Origin of the sequence: Acinetobacter sp. SwsAc4, assembly GCF_013391535.1 — a bacterium.
Taxonomy (GTDB): domain Bacteria; phylum Pseudomonadota; class Gammaproteobacteria; order Pseudomonadales; family Moraxellaceae; genus Acinetobacter.
Window position 1 is genome coordinate 1 of record NZ_JACAXC010000026.1, and the last position, 17,610, is coordinate 17,610.

General features: G+C 38.6%; 17 protein-coding genes. 12 read left to right on the plus strand and 5 right to left on the minus strand.

The window, feature by feature from the left end:
• The first annotated feature begins 93 nt into the window (after window positions 1-93).
• The 8 genes from HYG88_RS11755 (at window position 94) to rplS (ending at window position 8,030) form a co-directional block, all read left to right on the plus strand.
• Window positions 94-909, plus strand: a complete 816-nt coding sequence (locus HYG88_RS11755) for a hypothetical protein (RefSeq protein WP_178883158.1) — start codon at window positions 94-96, stop codon at window positions 907-909.
• 13 nt (window positions 910-922) lie between these two features.
• On the plus strand, window positions 923-4,735 hold the full coding sequence (locus tag HYG88_RS11760; protein WP_178883159.1) for a PilC/PilY family type IV pilus protein: 3,813 nt from the start codon (window positions 923-925) through the stop codon (window positions 4,733-4,735).
• Window positions 4,736-4,746: 11 nt separating this feature from the next.
• Window positions 4,747-5,250, plus strand: coding sequence for a type IV pilin protein (locus HYG88_RS11765; RefSeq protein WP_004809943.1), 504 nt, complete (start codon window positions 4,747-4,749; stop codon window positions 5,248-5,250).
• A 2-nt stretch (window positions 5,251-5,252) separates the two neighbouring features.
• Window positions 5,253-5,714, plus strand: a complete 462-nt coding sequence (locus HYG88_RS11770; protein ID WP_004809942.1) for a type IV pilin protein — start codon at window positions 5,253-5,255, stop codon at window positions 5,712-5,714.
• A 139-nt stretch (window positions 5,715-5,853) separates the two neighbouring features.
• Window positions 5,854-6,111, plus strand: a complete 258-nt coding sequence (gene rpsP / locus HYG88_RS11775; RefSeq protein ID WP_004660208.1) for a 30S ribosomal protein S16 — start codon at window positions 5,854-5,856, stop codon at window positions 6,109-6,111.
• Between the two features lie 16 nt (window positions 6,112-6,127).
• A complete protein-coding gene (rimM, locus tag HYG88_RS11780) occupies window positions 6,128-6,676 on the plus strand; it encodes a ribosome maturation factor RimM (protein ID WP_005156501.1) in 549 nt (182 codons plus the stop codon).
• Window positions 6,677-6,721: 45 nt separating this feature from the next.
• Window positions 6,722-7,462 carry a tRNA (guanosine(37)-N1)-methyltransferase TrmD gene (gene trmD / locus HYG88_RS11785; protein WP_178883160.1) on the plus strand — a complete coding sequence of 247 codons (741 nt, stop codon included), beginning with the start codon at window positions 6,722-6,724 and terminating at the stop codon, window positions 7,460-7,462.
• 196 nt (window positions 7,463-7,658) lie between these two features.
• The gene (gene rplS, locus HYG88_RS11790) at window positions 7,659-8,030 is read left to right on the plus strand and encodes a 50S ribosomal protein L19 (protein WP_004660214.1); all 372 of its coding nucleotides are present in this window, start codon (window positions 7,659-7,661) and stop codon (window positions 8,028-8,030) included.
• Between the two features lie 58 nt (window positions 8,031-8,088).
• Here rplS and HYG88_RS11795 read toward each other — a convergent pair whose 3' ends face one another.
• Both HYG88_RS11795 and HYG88_RS11800 read right to left on the minus strand, forming a co-directional pair.
• Window positions 8,089-9,060 (minus strand): triacylglycerol lipase, encoded by a 972-nt coding sequence (locus HYG88_RS11795; protein ID WP_178883161.1) that lies wholly within the window; start codon window positions 9,058-9,060, stop codon window positions 8,089-8,091.
• A 105-nt stretch (window positions 9,061-9,165) separates the two neighbouring features.
• Entirely contained in the window at window positions 9,166-10,209 is a 1,044-nt protein-coding gene (locus HYG88_RS11800; protein ID WP_178883162.1) for a lipase secretion chaperone, read from the minus strand.
• Between the two features lie 137 nt (window positions 10,210-10,346).
• On the opposite strand from HYG88_RS11800, the gene truB reads away from it, so the two are divergent.
• The 3 genes from truB to HYG88_RS11815 all read left to right on the plus strand — a co-directional run bounded on the left by truB (window position 10,347) and on the right by HYG88_RS11815 (window position 12,619).
• The gene (gene truB, locus HYG88_RS11805) at window positions 10,347-11,240 is read left to right on the plus strand and encodes a tRNA pseudouridine(55) synthase TruB (protein ID WP_005156489.1); all 894 of its coding nucleotides are present in this window, start codon (window positions 10,347-10,349) and stop codon (window positions 11,238-11,240) included.
• Between the two features lie 11 nt (window positions 11,241-11,251).
• On the plus strand, window positions 11,252-12,022 hold the full coding sequence (locus tag HYG88_RS11810; RefSeq protein WP_005156485.1) for a TSUP family transporter: 771 nt from the start codon (window positions 11,252-11,254) through the stop codon (window positions 12,020-12,022).
• A 150-nt stretch (window positions 12,023-12,172) separates the two neighbouring features.
• Window positions 12,173-12,619 (plus strand): hemerythrin domain-containing protein, encoded by a 447-nt coding sequence (locus tag HYG88_RS11815; RefSeq protein WP_005156482.1) that lies wholly within the window; start codon window positions 12,173-12,175, stop codon window positions 12,617-12,619.
• A gap of 31 nt (window positions 12,620-12,650) precedes the next feature.
• Here the strand turns inward: HYG88_RS11815 and HYG88_RS11820 are convergent, their stop codons facing one another.
• The 3 genes from HYG88_RS11820 to serA all read right to left on the minus strand — a co-directional run bounded on the left by HYG88_RS11820 (window position 12,651) and on the right by serA (window position 15,822).
• The gene (locus HYG88_RS11820; RefSeq protein WP_178883163.1) at window positions 12,651-13,517 is read right to left on the minus strand and encodes a DMT family transporter; all 867 of its coding nucleotides are present in this window, start codon (window positions 13,515-13,517) and stop codon (window positions 12,651-12,653) included.
• 93 nt (window positions 13,518-13,610) lie between these two features.
• On the minus strand, window positions 13,611-14,480 hold the full coding sequence (locus HYG88_RS11825) for a DMT family transporter (protein ID WP_005156479.1): 870 nt from the start codon (window positions 14,478-14,480) through the stop codon (window positions 13,611-13,613).
• 109 nt (window positions 14,481-14,589) lie between these two features.
• Window positions 14,590-15,822 (minus strand): phosphoglycerate dehydrogenase, encoded by a 1,233-nt coding sequence (gene serA, locus HYG88_RS11830; protein WP_005156478.1) that lies wholly within the window; start codon window positions 15,820-15,822, stop codon window positions 14,590-14,592.
• 358 nt (window positions 15,823-16,180) lie between these two features.
• Between serA and HYG88_RS11835 the strand changes: the two genes are divergently transcribed.
• The gene (locus tag HYG88_RS11835; protein WP_178883164.1) at window positions 16,181-17,590 is read left to right on the plus strand and encodes an FAD-binding oxidoreductase; all 1,410 of its coding nucleotides are present in this window, start codon (window positions 16,181-16,183) and stop codon (window positions 17,588-17,590) included.
• Window positions 17,591-17,610: the final 20 nt, after the last annotated feature.

Consider the following 17,610-nt stretch of genomic DNA (forward strand, 5'->3'; position numbering starts at 1 on the left):
TTCTTGACTCAAGCATTAATGCAGTACGATCTTCAAAGTTAAGATGATGGTATGACAATTTTATATACTCCATAAACCCTTTAAATTAATTAGGTGGTTTATGTCGCACTTCAAGTTTTACTCTGCCCGGTATTAATATTATTAGTATTAATTACTATTATTGGTTTATACGCAATACGTAACAGTATTTTTAGTTTAAAAATCGCAACTAATGCACAGGTTCAAACTTTATTAATGCAAACTTCTGATGTTGCATTAGATCATCTAGAAAAAAACTTTAATACAAATGAATCAGAAAATTTAGCTGGAACTCCAGTGGGGCATGTTTTACTCGATGGTAATGAAGGTAAAGAATTACAATTGTGTTTTAAGCCAACTGAAGTAGAAGTAAATAAAAGTAAGGTAAAAAATAATTTATTTTTTAATCTAAGTGATTTTAGGATTATAGAAAGAAAAGCAAAAAATTCTATTGAAGCTAAATCGACTGCAGAATCAGGAAATATTAATGCATTTTGCGATCCAACTTCTATGTTCTCTATAAGCCGCAAGGCAATTGTAACCCAAGTTGCTGTTGTAAGTCCGGATGATCCTGCTATTGAAGTTAATCGCTTTGAATATGTCAATAAAGGCGGGGATCCAAAAGATTCTACTAATACTAATACTAAACGAGTAAGAGTCACAGTTACCTCGTTTGCTCCTGCTATGACATCAGCGAGTATTGCCGACATGAATGTATGTCTAAGAAATAGATTAATGGATGACTCATTATTAAAAAATCGTGCAGATACTACCTTAGGGCAAGTAAAGATAGAGACTTTACATGAATGTTTAAATAAATTGGGTGTTCCATTAAATACACAAGTGGCTGAGTATATTGTTCGATTAAATGAATCGAAATCAAACATTTAAATAAGGGGTAGTCATGAAAACTAAATATCAAATAATGGCCTTATCTCCTGTTCTACTTTTCGGCTGTATGAATGGGAGTTATGCCAGCGATTTAAGTATTTATCAAGGAAATAGTTCTGGTAAGACCAGTATTTTTATGATGCTAGATACCTCAGGAAGTATGGGGTGGGGTGCTGGATACGGTGGCTCGAGTATGAGTTTGCAGGATGATTACAATATATGTGTTGTAGATCGTAATGGAAACGGAGGTAGTAAAGCAGTATTAAGTGAAGATTCTACAACAACTCCCTCATATAAAAGATATTATTGCTCCGTTACTAAAAGTATTTATGATGGTTTGGATAATACTTATAAGCAGCGTGTGCGAAATGATTGTACTGTGAATGGAACAGGCTATAAATGTTATGACCGTTTAACACGTCTTAAAGATGCCATGTTTACTTTGCTAAATAGTCGAGCATTATCTGGAATTAAATTGGGGGCAGGTTATTATTCATACGAAGGTAAAGGGCAAAAAGGTATTGTTTCTATACCGGCAAAAGCGATGAGTGATCCTACTCATGTTACAGATTTAAAAAATTTTGTTGCCGGTTTAAAAGCAACTGGGGGTACGCCAACGGCTGCCGCGTATGCAGAAGCTGGCGCTTATATGATGGGTACTAAGACCAGTGGTATAACTACTGAAGAAGTACCTGTTTATAAAGATATGTATGCTTATACACCAGGTATTATTGGGCTTGGGGCTGGTTGGAAAGAATGTACAAGTTGGCCAAATCCTAAAAAAAACACCCCTTCTCTTAGTGAAAATGGATACTACTATTGGCCATGTGAAAACGGTACATTTTGGGGTTCTGAATTGATAACATGGAGTGATGGAGGGGCTCAAAGTGTAAAAGATCTAGAACAAAAAGAATATGTAGTAACACGTTATACGGGGTGGTTTGATTCTGCTGTATACGCTAAAAAAACAGATAGTACTTACACGATAACAAATGGTACAGACTCTATTTATAGTGGTTATTTAAATACGGGTAAATATATCTCAGGTGTAGGAAATTATTCTACTTCAACAGCACACAACACTTATTCTACTCTTGCTGATATTAAGAACTCTTCGAATTATATAAGTCCTGCTGTCGCTAATTCAACTTGTAGTGGCAATGGGATTTATTTCCTTACCGATGGTTATCCAAATGGTACAGAACCCAAAGCTATCAGAAACTTGATGAATCTAACACTCAAAAAGAGTGATGGTACTAATGCTATAAGTATGGCAAACAATTGTAGTTCCAGTCTTTCATCAACTGGGTCATCGGATCGAAATAATTCAGCTTGGGAATGTATTGGTGAGTACTCAAAAGCACTCATGAATAAAAGTAATCCGCAAGGAGTGCAAATTCAAACTGCTGTGATCGGCTTCGGGAGTTCTTTTGCTGGTATTCCGAAAAATGCAGATGGGACTTATAATTGCAATGCGCCAGGACTTTCCAAAGATATTCAAAACTCCTGTTTATGGGGAACTTCTGATTATGGGACTGGCGGTTTTTATCAGGCATCAAATTCAGAAGATATCATTAGTAGTATGACGCAATTCCTAAGCGGGTTGGAGGTGGAGTTTAAACCATCTAACCTTGGAGTCATAAGTATACCTAAAGACCCTCTTGATCAAACGAAGGCCATGAATACTGGTTTCTTCCCGATGTTGCAGCCATTACAAGACTCTACACGAGCCACCTGGTTAGGAAATCTGAAAAAGTACTATGTTTATAATGGAACATTAAGTGACAGTGAGACTGGTGGAAATACACTTTACACTTCTTCTCAAGAAATTAATCCTTTAGCAAAAGACTTATGGTCAACTACTACAGGTGATAATAGTCCAATAAATATAGGTGGAGCATGGAATAAAATACCTGTTCCATCTTCACGCTTGATAGCTAATGATACTATCAGTAATATAAATAGCAGCCGTAATGTCTATGTGCTATCAAATGGGAATGTCAAGAAAGTTACTAAAGATAACCTTGCTGAAGATATTCCTAATAATGACAAGATAGGAACCGCAAGCGATTTCCCTGCAAATGTTCGTAAAGCCCTACTTAAGTATCTAGGCTATCAAGCTGAACCAGCAAATTTAAATAAAGCAACCTTGACCGCTATAGCACATCCTACAGATCCTTATCGCTTCTTAGGAGGGGTTGTACATTCAAAACCATTAGTTGTCACTAAGTCATCAGATATCAATATTTTAAATAATAAAGTAACTAGTAGGGATGAATATGTAATTTATGGTTCAATTGAAGGTGGTTTACATATTGTTGATGCTATCAGTGGTAAGGAACAATCCGTCTTTATACCCAAAGAAATATTAGTAAATCAGCCTGAAACATTAGCTAGTGAAAATGCAATATCTGCAAATGGTATTAAATATGGCGTAGATGCTCCTTGGACAGCTGATAATACCTTTAAGGTTACTACTGTAACTAGTGGGGCAGTAACTACTGCGAAATATGAAGCAGATAAAATGAATATTTATGGTGGATTACGAATGGGTGGAGAGGCTCTCTATGGGCTGAATATAAGTACACCTTCTGCACCATCTTTATTATTTCATAATACTCCAGCTACACCAGGTTTTTCGCGTATGGCACAAATCTGGTCTAAACCTACAATTGCCAATGTACGGGTTAAAGGGGAGAAGAAAAGAGTATTAATTTTTGGTGGAGGATATGATCAGTCTATTTATGAGAAACCTGCAAGTAGTTATGTTGAACCTACCACCTCTACGAGAGGGAACGCATTATATATTGTAGATGCAAGCAATGGTTCTTTACTCTGGATGACAAGTGCAGATACTTCAGACATTACTCAAAGTCATAAATTTACACAGAATTCTGATATTCGTTATAGTGTTGTGGGTCAACCTACTGTATTGGACTATGATGCAGATGGTTTAACTGATGTTATCTATTTTGCAGATTTAGGTGGGCAAATATTCAGAGTCGATTTAAATAATGCGAACCAAATCTCTACAAAAGTAGATAGCAATTTAGCAGTTCGTGTTCAGACTATTGCAAACCTACAGACAGGAAGCGGTTCCACACTATTTGTTCCTCGTTTCTATGAGCGTTTGTCTGTGGCTGTATTTGATGAAGGGCAAGAGCGATTTGTATTGTTGACAGCAGGATCAGGTAATCGAAGTTTCCCACTTGAAGAAGAGAAAGCAAAAAATAAGGTTTACGGTATTATCGACCGAGATGTAGTTAGCAATACTTTAGCGACTAATTATACCCCTTCTGCAATTATTAAATATGATGATCTAGCCAAATCAGGTGTACTTGGGAAAACTGATACCACACAGATTAGTTCAGATAATATTGCAAGTATCAAAAATAAAATGTTAAAGGGGTGGGCATTTGAATTGAGATCTATCGACTCTGGTAATTATGCAAGAGCATATGAGGAATCAGATCTTAAAGGGAACGATCTATATGTTTCCTTGTATGATCCAAAAGCTACTGCTACTGGGGGAGTAGCAAATAGTTGTACTGGTGGGGTAAGAGGTCTTTCAACGATTTATCGTATATGTATGCCTTATGGAGAGTGTGCTGCTTATTTGAAAAAAGATTATCTAGGAATTGTAGGCCCAAATTTTGGTCCTACTTCTAATGATCCCCGAAAACAAATATTAGTAAATCCTAATCCTGAAACTAAGGAGATGTGTGTGGGTAATTGTAATAATAACAATACAGTGCCTACTGAGCAAAAGACTTATACCTATAGTCAATATAGAAAAATTAAACCTGTACGTTGGTTTGAATGGTGAGGAAGATAACGATGATCAAACCTCAAATTAAAAATACAGGTTTTACTTTAATTGAGTTGATGATTGTAGTAGTGATTGTTGCAGTTTTTGCAGCAATCGCTATTCCAAGCTATGAAATTTACATCGCGAGAGCGAATAAATCAAAGGCACAGTCAGAAATGCTTAAAATTGCTGAGCGTTTAGAAAATTACAAAGGAAAGCAATTAAGTTATGCTGGTTATATTCCGGAGCATCAGACCTCAACAAAAGGAGAGGTCAATATTCCATATGATTCTGCAAGTAACTACAACTATCAAATCAAGATTGTTGATATTAACGATTCAACTAAGGCCTTAGAAGACTCTACAATTGGGCAGGGCTGGAAAATGATTGCTATTCCCAATCAAACTAGAGGTAGTGCGCTTAGAAATTCTGAATATCTTTTATTGGATTCTAGAGGAATAAAGTGTATGACTAAAGATTCGTTGGATATTACTAGTACGAATTGTGGTGCAAATACCAAGGAATGGAAATAATAATGAGTAAGATTAAGGGCTTTACACTTGTTGAAGTTATGATTGTTGTGGCAGTTTTAGCTATTCTGGCTTCTGTGGCTTATCCATCTTATCAAAGTTATGTAAAACAAAAAAATCGTATGGAAACTCAAAGTACGATGATGGAAATAGCACAAAAACTACAATCTTATAAATTAGCAAATGGAGATTATGGAAAAAATAATACAACTCTGGGTTATGCAGCTAATCCACTTACTAATCCTGAGGTGTATGGCAAAACAGTTTCACCTAGAACTGGATCGGCTTATTATAATTTAACTATAACAAATGCTCCTGATTCATCATGGACATTAACAGCTACTCCTATAACCACAGGTATTCAAAAAAATGATGGTGCATTAACTCTAACTCATAATGGTACGCAATGTTGGTATAAAGGTAAAGACGATGCTACAGGTACGTGTTTGAGTTGGACAGATAAGTAAATTCAAAATTGTGGATAACCAACTTTTGATCTTTCATTCAGGGCAAACTTCGCGTAAAATACTGCCCTCTATGAAAGGGGTTTGAAATGTATCGATGGTCGGTACAGGGATAATCCGTAAAAACTATAAGGTTGTTCTCATGGTTGTTATTCGTTTAGCGCGCGGTGGTGCAAAAAAACGCCCATTCTATCAAATCATTGTAACTGATAGCCGCAATGCACGTGATGGTCGTTTCATCGAGCGTATTGGTTTCTTTAACCCAACTGCACAAGGTAAAGCTGAAAAAGTTCGTTTAGATGCTGACCGTTTTGCTCATTGGGTTGCTCAAGGTGCTCAACCTTCAGATCGCGTTGCTTCTTTAGCTGCTCAAGCTAAAAAAGCTGCAACTACTGCATAATTGTCGTAGGTAGCCCATGACATCAACACAGAATGTGCCAGAAGATCGTATTCAGATTGGACAGTTACGTTCAGCTTATGGATTGAATGGGTGGCTCTGGGTTTATTCTAATACAGAACCTATGAGCAATATGTTTGACTACCTTCCTTGGTACATTGAGACCAAGGCAGGTTGGCAAACCATAGATGTAAAACGTTGGAAACCACATGGCAAAGGCTTGGTTGTTGCATTAAAAGGCGTGAATGATCGCACGGGTGCAGAAAACTTAGTTGGTGCAAATATCTGGATTGCCAAATCACAGCTTCCTAAAGCAGATGTAGACGAGTACTACTGGTCTGATCTTAAAGGTCTAACAGTGTTAGGTCTTGATGATGAAGAACAAGAAGTGAATCTCGGTCAAATCTACGAACTGTTTGAAACCGGTGCTAATGATGTCATGGTCGTGAAAGCGACACCTGATAGCATTGATGCTGAAGAGCGAATGATTCCTTGGCATAAAGATGTGGTACAACGCGTTGATCTTGAAGCTGGTCGTATTTACGTCAATTGGGGCGTAGACTACTAATCCTTTTTGGAATAGTAGCGCAGCAGGAAAATAAAGGAGTCTGCGGTGTTTTTTGCAGTCATCACATTATTTCCTGAAATGTTTGAAGCGATTACAGCGCACGGAATTAGCGGGCGTGCAGCAAAGCGTGACATCGTGCAAGTGACTTGCATTAACCCACGAGATTTTGCAGAGGGCAACTACAAACGAGTGGATGAACGTCCTTTCGGTGGTGGTCCTGGTATGGTGATGATGGCTGAGCCTTTGGCAAAAGCGATTAACCATGCCAAACAACTTGCAACACAAGCAGGCTGTGTTCATGCCCCAGTGGTGTATATGTCACCGCAAGGGAAAACTTTAAATGAACAGGCAGTACAACAATTCCTTGATTATGATGGTTTGATTGTATTGTGTGGGCGTTATGAAGGAGTTGATGAGCGTTTAATCCAGCATTATGTTGATCAAGAATGGTCAATTGGGGATTACGTTTTATCGGGTGGTGAACTGCCAGCGATGGTGTTGCTTGACAGTATTATTCGCCGTTTGCCGAATGTCATGTCTGACGAGCAATCTGCGATCCAAGATTCTTTTGTGGATGGTTTACTGGATTGTCCACAATATACCAAGCCAGACCATTTCGAAGGGTTAGATGTGCCTGAGGTACTGAAATCAGGACATCATGCCAATATTGAGAAATGGCGTTTTTTACAGCGTTATCAACGAACTTTAGAGCGTCGACCAGAGTTGGTTGATAAAGTTGAGTTGAGCAAGCAGCAAAAAAAATGGCTAAAAGATTCGCAAGACTAAACTATTAGAAGTTTGTGTTTGCAACAGACGAGAAGCTTTGCTTCGAGTTACTACTTAAACTGAGTTTAAGTTGAAAATAGGCTCTTTAGGGTAATTTTGCTTTAAAGGGAAAGTTAAACGAGCGATATGCGTTTTAGCCTCTATCCTCAGCGGTGTAAGAGACCTCTTCTCTCCCGCACATATTGGAGATTCCACAATGAGTGGTAAACATCCTTTAGTTCAAGCTGTTGAAAATGCACAGTTAAAAACTGATATCCCTGCTTTTGCTCCTGGTGACACTGTTATCGTTCAAGTTAAAGTAAAAGAGGGTGACCGTGAGCGTCTTCAAGCATTTGAAGGTGTTGTAATCGCGAAGAAAAACCGTGGTTTAAACTCTGCTTTCACAGTTCGTAAAATCTCTAGCGGTGTTGGTGTTGAGCGTGTTTTCCAAACTCACTCTCCAATCGTTGCTAAAATCGAAGTGAAACGTCGTGGTGACGTTCGTCGTGCTAAACTTTACTACCTACGCGAGTTGTCTGGTAAAGCTGCACGTATTCGTGAAAAGTTACCAGCTCGTAAACAAGGTTAATTTTAACTTTGTTGTAAAGCAAAAAAATGCGCCTTTGGCGCATTTTTTTATGGCTGTTTTATAATCCTTGTAATTTTAGTCGATTGGCATGTTGACGATAAATATCAATTGGATCAGGTGCAAACAGTGATTTCAAACCTAAAACCTGATTCACTTCATCTGCATGATTCCAAGGGAGATTATCTCTAATTGTACGTCCAAACTTAGCGCTACAACGGCTTACCATACCATCATTATCTCCTTTAATATCGACAATTAGGCTCGTACCTGCAAATAGTGGGTCAAGTGGGTCAAGAATGTTTGTGACTGCTTGAGTTCCTGAGAATGAATACATATATATTCCTTTCTCTTGATAATTACCTTCGCCACATGTTGTAGTTGGTACGCCCATTGGGAATCGTGTATTGAATTTGGTTGAACCTTCTACCGAAATACTACGTCCAGCGGCTAAAGCATCATGAGGATAGCTTTTTGGATCAAGTCCTTGTGACCATGTAATCGCTCCTGAGAAAAAGTTCACGACGGCAGAGCCAGCTGTACCTAAGACAGTACCATCTACATTCATAATCAAACTGGCAACGGGTGAGCCTTTATGGGTTCCGCTTACACTGGTTAATGATGCAACTTTACTTGGCATAATGCCAGCCACGTAACGGATCGTTGGACCGCCTTGGCTATGACCAATTAAATTAACTTTAGGTTGTCCAGTAATCGCAATAATTTCTTCAACTTGTTGCGCGAGTTGTTCACCACGAATTTCATTTGAGTTAAAAGGTGAAAGTCGTGTCGCCCAGACATTTGCACCATTACGAGCAAGGTTAGGAAGAATTTGATGCCAATAATCAACGCCTAGAGGATCACTTCCTACACGTGAAAAACCTGCCACTCCATGTACAAAAACCATTGGGTATTTGGTTTTAGCATAAGTAGAGGAGGCCGTACCTGTAACTTGTGTTGCGTTTGATGCGTAGCTTGTTGATACGCCCATTGCTATCATAGATAGTGCAAGACAGCGGATTAGTTTTTGCATGATATTACTCTCAGTTTTTGTTTTCATCAGGGTCTTGATGTTCTTGCGAACTGACATTGCATCCTTGCTAAATCGCATTATTTCAATGTCTTGTATTAGGTGTTCCTAGTTGCTAAAAGGTAAGGTGCCTCCTTGGTCATGAACCGTTTCAAATGTTTGTAGACGTTGCTGTTCCTGTGGAGACTGGAACTGTTGTTTTTTGAGCTGTTGAATGGCTTGATCCTTGGCTGAAGTGCTCATGTTGCTGTCCACAATGGTTTTACGTTCATCCAGATAGGATTGTACGCGTTGCTTCCAGTCAGAACGTTGTTGATCAAGCTGCTCTAAACGTTGAGTGGCTGCCTCTCCAACCAGATTGACCCGCATATCCCGAAGTTCCTGGGCTGAACCATTTCTGGCCTTGATTTGTGCAGTTAAGGAGTGCAAATCATCAAGTTTGGATAAATCCTTTAGATTGTCTTGCCAATCTTGAGGAAGCTGCTCAAAACGTTGTTGTAGTTGTTTTGCTTTCGCTGATGCATCTAATCCGTTATTTTCTAGAATTTTCATGCGATCAAGGGTGTATTGTTGATAGATATCCTCTGATCCAAACAGTCCCTCAATTTCGGTATTTGAAAAAAAACGCTGCTTTAAATCATGCATCGAATTAAAAATAGTTTGAAAATATTGATAGCTTTCCTGAGCAGGCTGTTGCACCTGTAACTTACTCAGCTCTTTGCGATAATCTACATAGCGTGACCACAAGGCTAAAATCTGCTGTTGTTGTGAAGCTTGAAATGTTTTAGCGATATAAAGCTGAAAGTTATGCCGAATTTCATCAATATTTCGCTCGCCGTATTGAGAAATAAAATACTCAAAACAATTCCGCGTGCGTTCATTCACAATTAAATGCTGAGCGCTATTGAATTGTAATTTGCAGTCAATCTCAGTATCCATTTGGCTGGTGCTATTAAAAGAAGTATCGAGTTGATTGATATTCTTTGGACTCTTATGCAGCTGTGAAGGATTACTGTTGTTGCTATATTCATCAGTTGAATCAAGTGATTGCTGAGACTGATTTGGATATAACCAATACAATACGCTCAGCGTGACTGCTGAAATGATCAATAAGCTACATAATAATGCTATTTTTTTTCCATTTTTATTCATTAAGCATAATCCATTTGCTTTTAATTTCGGAAACGAATATAAATTTATCATAAATGTTGTTTTTTTGAGCGTTTAATTTTTAAAAATCCGATGAATAGTTTTGATAAAATACCGTTTTATACTTTGACTTTTCAATTATGAAAAAAAGTTCTTATCGCCATCTGAGTGGTGTTTTTTTGCTTAATAAGCCCTTGGGTTTAAGTTCCAATTCCGCACTTCAAAAAGTACGTCGACTTTTTAATGCACAGAAAGCAGGACATACAGGTGCTTTAGATCCGCTTGCAACAGGTTTATTACCGATTTGCTTAGGGGAGGCAACCAAGTTTTCGCATTATTTATTGGATTCTACCAAGCGTTATCAAACAACAGTAAAACTTGGACAAACAACTGCTACGGGTGATGTTGAAGGGGAAATTCTTCAACAAAGAGATGTGCCCGCATTAACTGAAGCTAATATTGAACAGGTTCTAGAACAGTTGCGTGGTGATATCAAGCAAGTGCCACCGATGTATTCGGCACTGAAACGAGAAGGTCGCCCTTTGTATGAGTTAGCGCGCCAAGGAATTGAAATTGAGCGTGAAGCGCGTCCAGTCACTATTTATGAACTCAAGCTTTTAAGTTTTACCGAAGACAGTTTGACCTTAGATGTGACGTGTTCTAAAGGAACTTACATCCGAGTGTTAGGTGAAGATATTGGTGAAGCTTTGGGCTGCGGTGGACATTTAACAAAATTACATCGTACTCAAACGGGTCATTTTGAAATTAATCCAAGTTATACCATCGAATATTTAGAAGGGCTTACTCAGGAACAGCGGGATGCATTATTGTTGCCTGTTTATGCACCTGTTGAGCATTTTCCACGGGTTCAATTACCCGAAGGGCGTGAAAAATATTTTGGTAATGGTCAAGAAAGTAATATTGAGCACGAAGCTGCTGCTGAAGTATTGGTATTCGATGGTGAGCGTTGTTTAGGCTTAGCTGAAATTACAGATAAAAAGCGTCTTGTGCCAAAACGTTTGTTGAATTTATAGAGTTAGTGTTGATGGAATGGGAGCTGATTCTGAGTCTAGTGTTCTTTGCATTCTATGCGGGAACCATTGATGCGGCAGTTGGTGGTGGTGGGTTAATTCAGATTCCAGCATTAATGGGTGCATTACCACAAACGGCTCCTGCAACATTATTTGGAACAAATAAACTTGCCTCTATTTTTGGAACGGGTTCAGCAGCTTTTTCATTTGTACGTCGAGTAAAGTTGCAGTGGTCATTATTATGGGTGATCGCAATTTTTGCTTTTGTCAGTGCGTATGTAGGTGCAGCCTGCGTTTCATTGGTGCCTACTCATATATTAAGACCGATTGTCTTAGTCATGCTGATTGTGATCGCGATATATACCTTTATGAAAAAGCAATTTGGGCAAGTACATGTTGATCAACACATCACACCAAAATTATTATTTTTTGCCGCATTGGGTAGTTTAGCGATCGGTTTCTATGATGGAATCTTTGGTCCTGGTACAGGTAGCTTCTTTATCTTCTTTTTTATTCGCTTTCTTCAAGTCGATTTTTTACATGCTTCTGCATTATCCAAGATTGGCAATTTTATGACTAATCTGGCGGCACTGAGTTTTTTTATTCCCGCAGGGCATATCTTCTTTCAGCTTGGTTTTATGATGGCGGCTGCCAATATTGCAGGTTCATTATTGGGTGTACGTTTGGCTTTGAAATACGGTAGTGGTTTTATTCGTATTTTATTTTTGATTTTGGTCAGTATTTTAATTTGTCGGTTGACTTATCAAATTTTTGTTGCAGTTTAATCTATAAAAATAAACTTTCCATACAAAAACCTACGCAAACATCGCTGTTTAAAAAAGTATCATTTTTTAATATGAAAGCTCAGCCAAACAGATCAACTAGATAAGAATTGAAGTAAGTGTTGATTATGCTAGCCATCGCAGAGGTAAAGAATGAATATATTTGAGGCACTCAGAGAAAGCCACGAACAACAACGTAACTTAGCTGAACGATTAATTCAGACCAGCGGACATACTCAAGAAAGGGAAGATTTATTTAAACAGCTTAAGAATGAACTCTATGCGCATTCAGTTGCCGAAGACCGTTATTTATATATTCCTCTAATGTTTGATGATGTGGGTTTAGACATTACCCGCCATGCTTTATCTGAGCATCATGAAATGGATGAACTGGTTGAAAAATTAGAAGAAACTGATATGAGTAATCCGAGTTGGTTAGCAACAGCAAAACAATTAAGTGAAAAGGTGCATCATCATTTAAAAGAAGAGGAACATAAGTTTTTCCAACAAGCAGGAAAAATTTTGGCAGATAGTGAAAAGGAAAAATTAGGTAAGAAATATCTAGCTGAATATAAAAAATATAAAATTTCAGATGCCTAATTTTTCTCTATTTAAAGTTTAAGAAGTGATCTTACTGTGGTTGTGATTTTTCACCACGTAAGGTCACTCCAATTGATGCGATCATGATACAAAGAAGAGCGATCCATTGAATCAAACTAATTTGCTCATGCAGTATGAAGAGTCCTGCTAATGCTGCTAAAGCAGGTGCAAGACTCGTCAGTGTTCCATAACTGAGTTTGCTTAACCGTTTCAATGCCATCAAATCAAGCGCATAGGGAATGGCGGTGGCTAATACTGCAATCACTAGGGCTTTGCTCCAATATTGCGTATCGATTAAGGCAGGCGTGTTGTTCCAAGGTCCGAATGGTAATAAGGTCAGTGCAGACAAACCAATCGCAATAGTAAGCGCATGCATCCCAATATTTTGTTGTACCACGCGATGCCCAAAATAAATATACAAGGCCCAAAAGAGTCCAGCACTTAAAGCGCAAGCAGCTCCAAAATAGGAGAAATTTTCCGAGTTCGCATCGTGCCAAGGAACCATTAATGCGATTCCTAAGATAGCAAAAACCACCCAAATATAATCACTGCGCTTTTTGATTGATAGTAATGCTAATCCTAAAGGACCGATGAATTCTAGACCTACAGCAATCCCTTGAGGTAGTTTGCCTAAAGATGTATAGAACAAAATATTCATACAACCTAAGGATGCACTATAAAGTAATAAATCACGCCATTTTAAATACTTTAGCTTAGATAATACTTTCCATGAGCGGAACATGATCGCAACCAAAATCGTTGCAAAGCAGAGTCGTAGAATCGTGACGGTCAGTGGATCAAGTGTTGCAATAAGTTGTTTGGCAAATGAAGCGCTGATTTGATAAGACACCATGGAAAGAACCATGTACAGCACCGCGACCAACTGGATATTTTTCATGAAAGATCTACAAAAGCAAAGTAAAAAATACCTACAAAATAGGTGGTTTGATTATAAGATGAAGACAGTACATCGTGATGGAACGCTTTCATTTTATTTATTCACTTTTTGCTGTCGAGCATGTTGAGTGGTAAATGTACAACCGATCGATGCGATGATAATCGTGCCAAGCGCAAGCCATTGATTCCACAATAAAGTCTCACCCAGAAAAATAAATCCTGATAATGCAGCTACGGCAGGTTCAAGACTCATGAGTGTTCCAAAACTTAAAGGAGTTAGGCTTCTTAATGCGATCATTTCTACAGTAAAGGGCAATGCACTTGCTAAGATTGCCAGTCCAATAAAATAGTAGATATTTGGCAATTCAATGACACGATCAAGCGCCCCTGAAAAGATGGCGAAAGGTAATAAACATAGCATACCAATACTCATGCCTAAACAAACGGTATGATTACCTGAAATACCTGATGGTTTTTGACCTGCGATAATGTATAGCGCCCAACATGCACCCGCAGCCACAGCGAAAAATACACCGACTAAATCTAAATGTTGTTGTGCTTGTTGTAGAGGAAATAGCAATACTAAACCTAGAATGGCGCAACCCACCCAAATAAAATCATAGCGCTGTCGTGCGTGAAATAGTGCAACACTTAAAGGGCCGATAAACTCAAAGGCAACCGCTAAGCCCAAAGGTAAACGCTCTAGTGATAAATAAAACAGGGCGTTCATTCCAGCAAGTGCAAAACCATAGCTGAGAATTGCTTTCCAACGAACCACTTTGAAGTTGATGGTCCAAATTTTAAAAATTACCGCTAAAATGAGTGCACCAAAAAACAGACGCATGGCTGATACGGTAAGGACTGGAAAATTTTGGAACAAAATTTTGGCTAAAGAACCGCTTCCTTGTACACACAACATGGCAATCATTAATAACAATAAGGCATGAAGTGGGGTTTTTAACATTAGAGAAGCAACTTATTATTTGAACAATTGGTATATTATTCACATAATAATTCAAATGCGAATAAAAAAGCCACAGCAAGTGCCGTGGCTTTTGAGTGAATTGTCTAAATTAGAACAATACACGTACTCGGATTGTACCTTCTACATTATGTAGAGTATCCAAAGCTTCTTGAGATGCAGAAGCATCAACATCCATTACCAAGTAACCGATATCACCTTTAGTCATTAAAGATTGACCAGAGATATTGATTCCTTGTTCAGCGAACAATGTATTGATCTTAGACAATACACCAGGAACGTTTTTGTGGATGTGAAGTAAACGATGTTGACCATCAGAAAGTGGTAATGCGATTTCTGGGAAGTTCACCGCAGAAAGTGTCATACCTTTATCTGAATACGCAACGAATTTTTCAGCAACTTCTAAACCGATGTTTGCTTGCGCTTCCATCGTAGAACCACCCACGTGCGGTGTTAAAATCACGTTGTCCAAGCCGCGAAGTGGAGATTGGAATTCTTCACCATTTGCTTTTGGCTCTTTCGGGAATACGTCGACCGCTGCACCAGCGATGTGACCAGATTTAATCGCATCTGCCAAATCTTCAATGATGACACATGTACCACGTGCAGCATTAATGAAGATCGAACCTTCTTTCATTTTCGCGAACTGTTCTTTCTTGAAGAAGTTACGCGTAGAAGGAACATCTGGAACGTGTAAAGAAACTACATCAGCAGTTTCTAAAAGCTCATCCAATGAACCCACTTGGCGTGCATTACCTAACGGTAATTTAGTTACCGCATCATAATAGCAAACTTTCATACCTAAGCTTTCAGCTAAAACTGAAAGTTGTGAACCAATTGAACCGTAGCCAATAATACCTAGAGTCTTACCACGCGTTTCAAAAGAACCAACTGCAGATTTGTTCCAACCGCCTGCATGTGTATCTTTTGATTTTTCAGGTACACGACGAAGTAATAAAATTGCTTCGGCAAGAACCAATTCTGCAACCGAACGTGTATTTGAATATGGTGCGTTGAAAACAGGGATACCACGAGACATCGCTGCTTTTAAATCGACTTGGTTGGTACCGATACAGAAACAACCTACCGCAATCAATTTATTCGCTGCTTCAAAGATTTCTTCAGTCAATTGAGTACGCGAACGAATACCAACAAAATGAGCATCTTTGATCGCTTCTTTTAAAGCTTCACCTTCAAGTGCAGTTTTGTGGTAGTCGATGTTGGTATAACCCGCAGCGTTTAATGTATCGATGGCATTTTGGTGCACACCTTCTAACAAAAGGAAACGGATTTTGTCTTTAGGTAGTGATAGATGTTGGCTCATTACGGCTCCGCTACAAAGGCCAAAATTTAGTTGCAGTATCATAGCATAGAGCTTTGAGATATAGATATTTCGTTTAAAATTAGCTCAGCATAAATGTTGAGAATTTTTTCAGTTTCGAATGAATTTTAGGGTTTATACACATTTTGTTATGACACTATTGCCATCCTGTGCTTTATCCCTCGCTTGCTTACATGTAAAATAAGGAAATACGATAATCAAACTGATCAATTGAAAGTTTGATTCTTTCGCTAGCGTTTCTATATTTTGGATGTTTCCAGACCTTTTTTTGTAAGGTTTTGAAAGATATTATGTTGTTATCCAAAAGCCCTATATTTACTTCTTGCTAGGCCTGTAAACGATGAATGCTTCAGTCGCTTTGACACCTGAATTATTGACCCAATTGACGGCAATTGTAGGTGAAAACCGTATTAAAACCGATGCTGACAGTTTAGAAAATTGGGGGCGAGATCATACTAAACATTTTGATCCGAACCCATCAGTCATCGTTTTTCCATCAAGCACTGAACAAGTTCAGTCGATTGTAAAACTGGCGAACCGTTTTAAAGTGGCAATCACGCCATCAGGTGGTCGTACAGGTTTATCTGCTGGTGCGGTAGCGAACAATGGCGAGATCGTGATTAGCTTTGACAAGATGAATCAAATCTTAGAATTCTTGCCAGCGGATCGTATGGTTCGTGTTCAAGCAGGCGTGGTGACTGAGCAATTGCAGAATTTTGCAGAAGAACAAGGAATGTATTATCCAGTAGATTTCGCTTCAGCAGGTTCTAGTCAAATTGGTGGAAACATTGGTACCAATGCGGGCGGTATTAAAGTCATCAAATACGGCATGACACGTAACTGGGTGCTTGGTTTAACGGTTGTTACGGGTAAAGGTGACATTTTACGTTTAAACAAAGGCATGATTAAAAATGCGACGGGTTATGCGTTGCAGCATTTGTTTATCGGTGGAGAAGGCACATTAGGTTTGGTGACAGAGGCTGAGATTAAACTTGAGCGTCAACCACAAAACCTACAAGTCATGGTATTGGGTACGCCTGACTTTGAAGCGGTGATGCCTGTATTACATGCTTTCCAAAAAGAAATCGACTTAACCGCATTCGAGTTCTTTGGTGAAGTGGCAATGCAAAAAGTGTTGGATCGTGGTCATGTACAACGTCCATTTGAAACAACTTGCCCATTCTATGTATTACTTGAATTTGAAGCGCCGTATGAGCCGATTATGGACAAAGCAATGCAGATTTTTGAGCATTGTATGGAACAGGGTTGGGTGATTGATGGCGTAATGAGTCAAAGCTTAGAACAAGCTCAAAGCTTATGGCGTTTACGTGAAGATATTTCAGAGTCAATTGCGCCGTATATTCCTTATAAGAATGATATTTCAGTGTTAATTTCGCATGTCCCTGCGTTTATCTCAGAAATTGATGCAATCGTTTCACAAAACTATCCAGATTTTGAAATCTGCTGGTTCGGTCATATTGGTGACGGTAACTTGCACTTAAATATTTTAAAACCTGAAAACCTAACTAAAGACGAATTCTTTGCGAAGTGTCAGGTGGTGAATAAATATGTGTTTGAGACTGTGAAAAAATATGATGGTTCGATCTCTGCCGAACATGGTGTGGGGATGACTAAAAAGCCATATTTAGAATATTCTCGTTCGCCTGAAGAAATTGAATATATGAAAGCATTGAAATTGGCATTTGATCCGAATGGGATTATGAACCCAGGAAAATTATTTGATCTTTAATGCTTGATTAAATAAAAGAA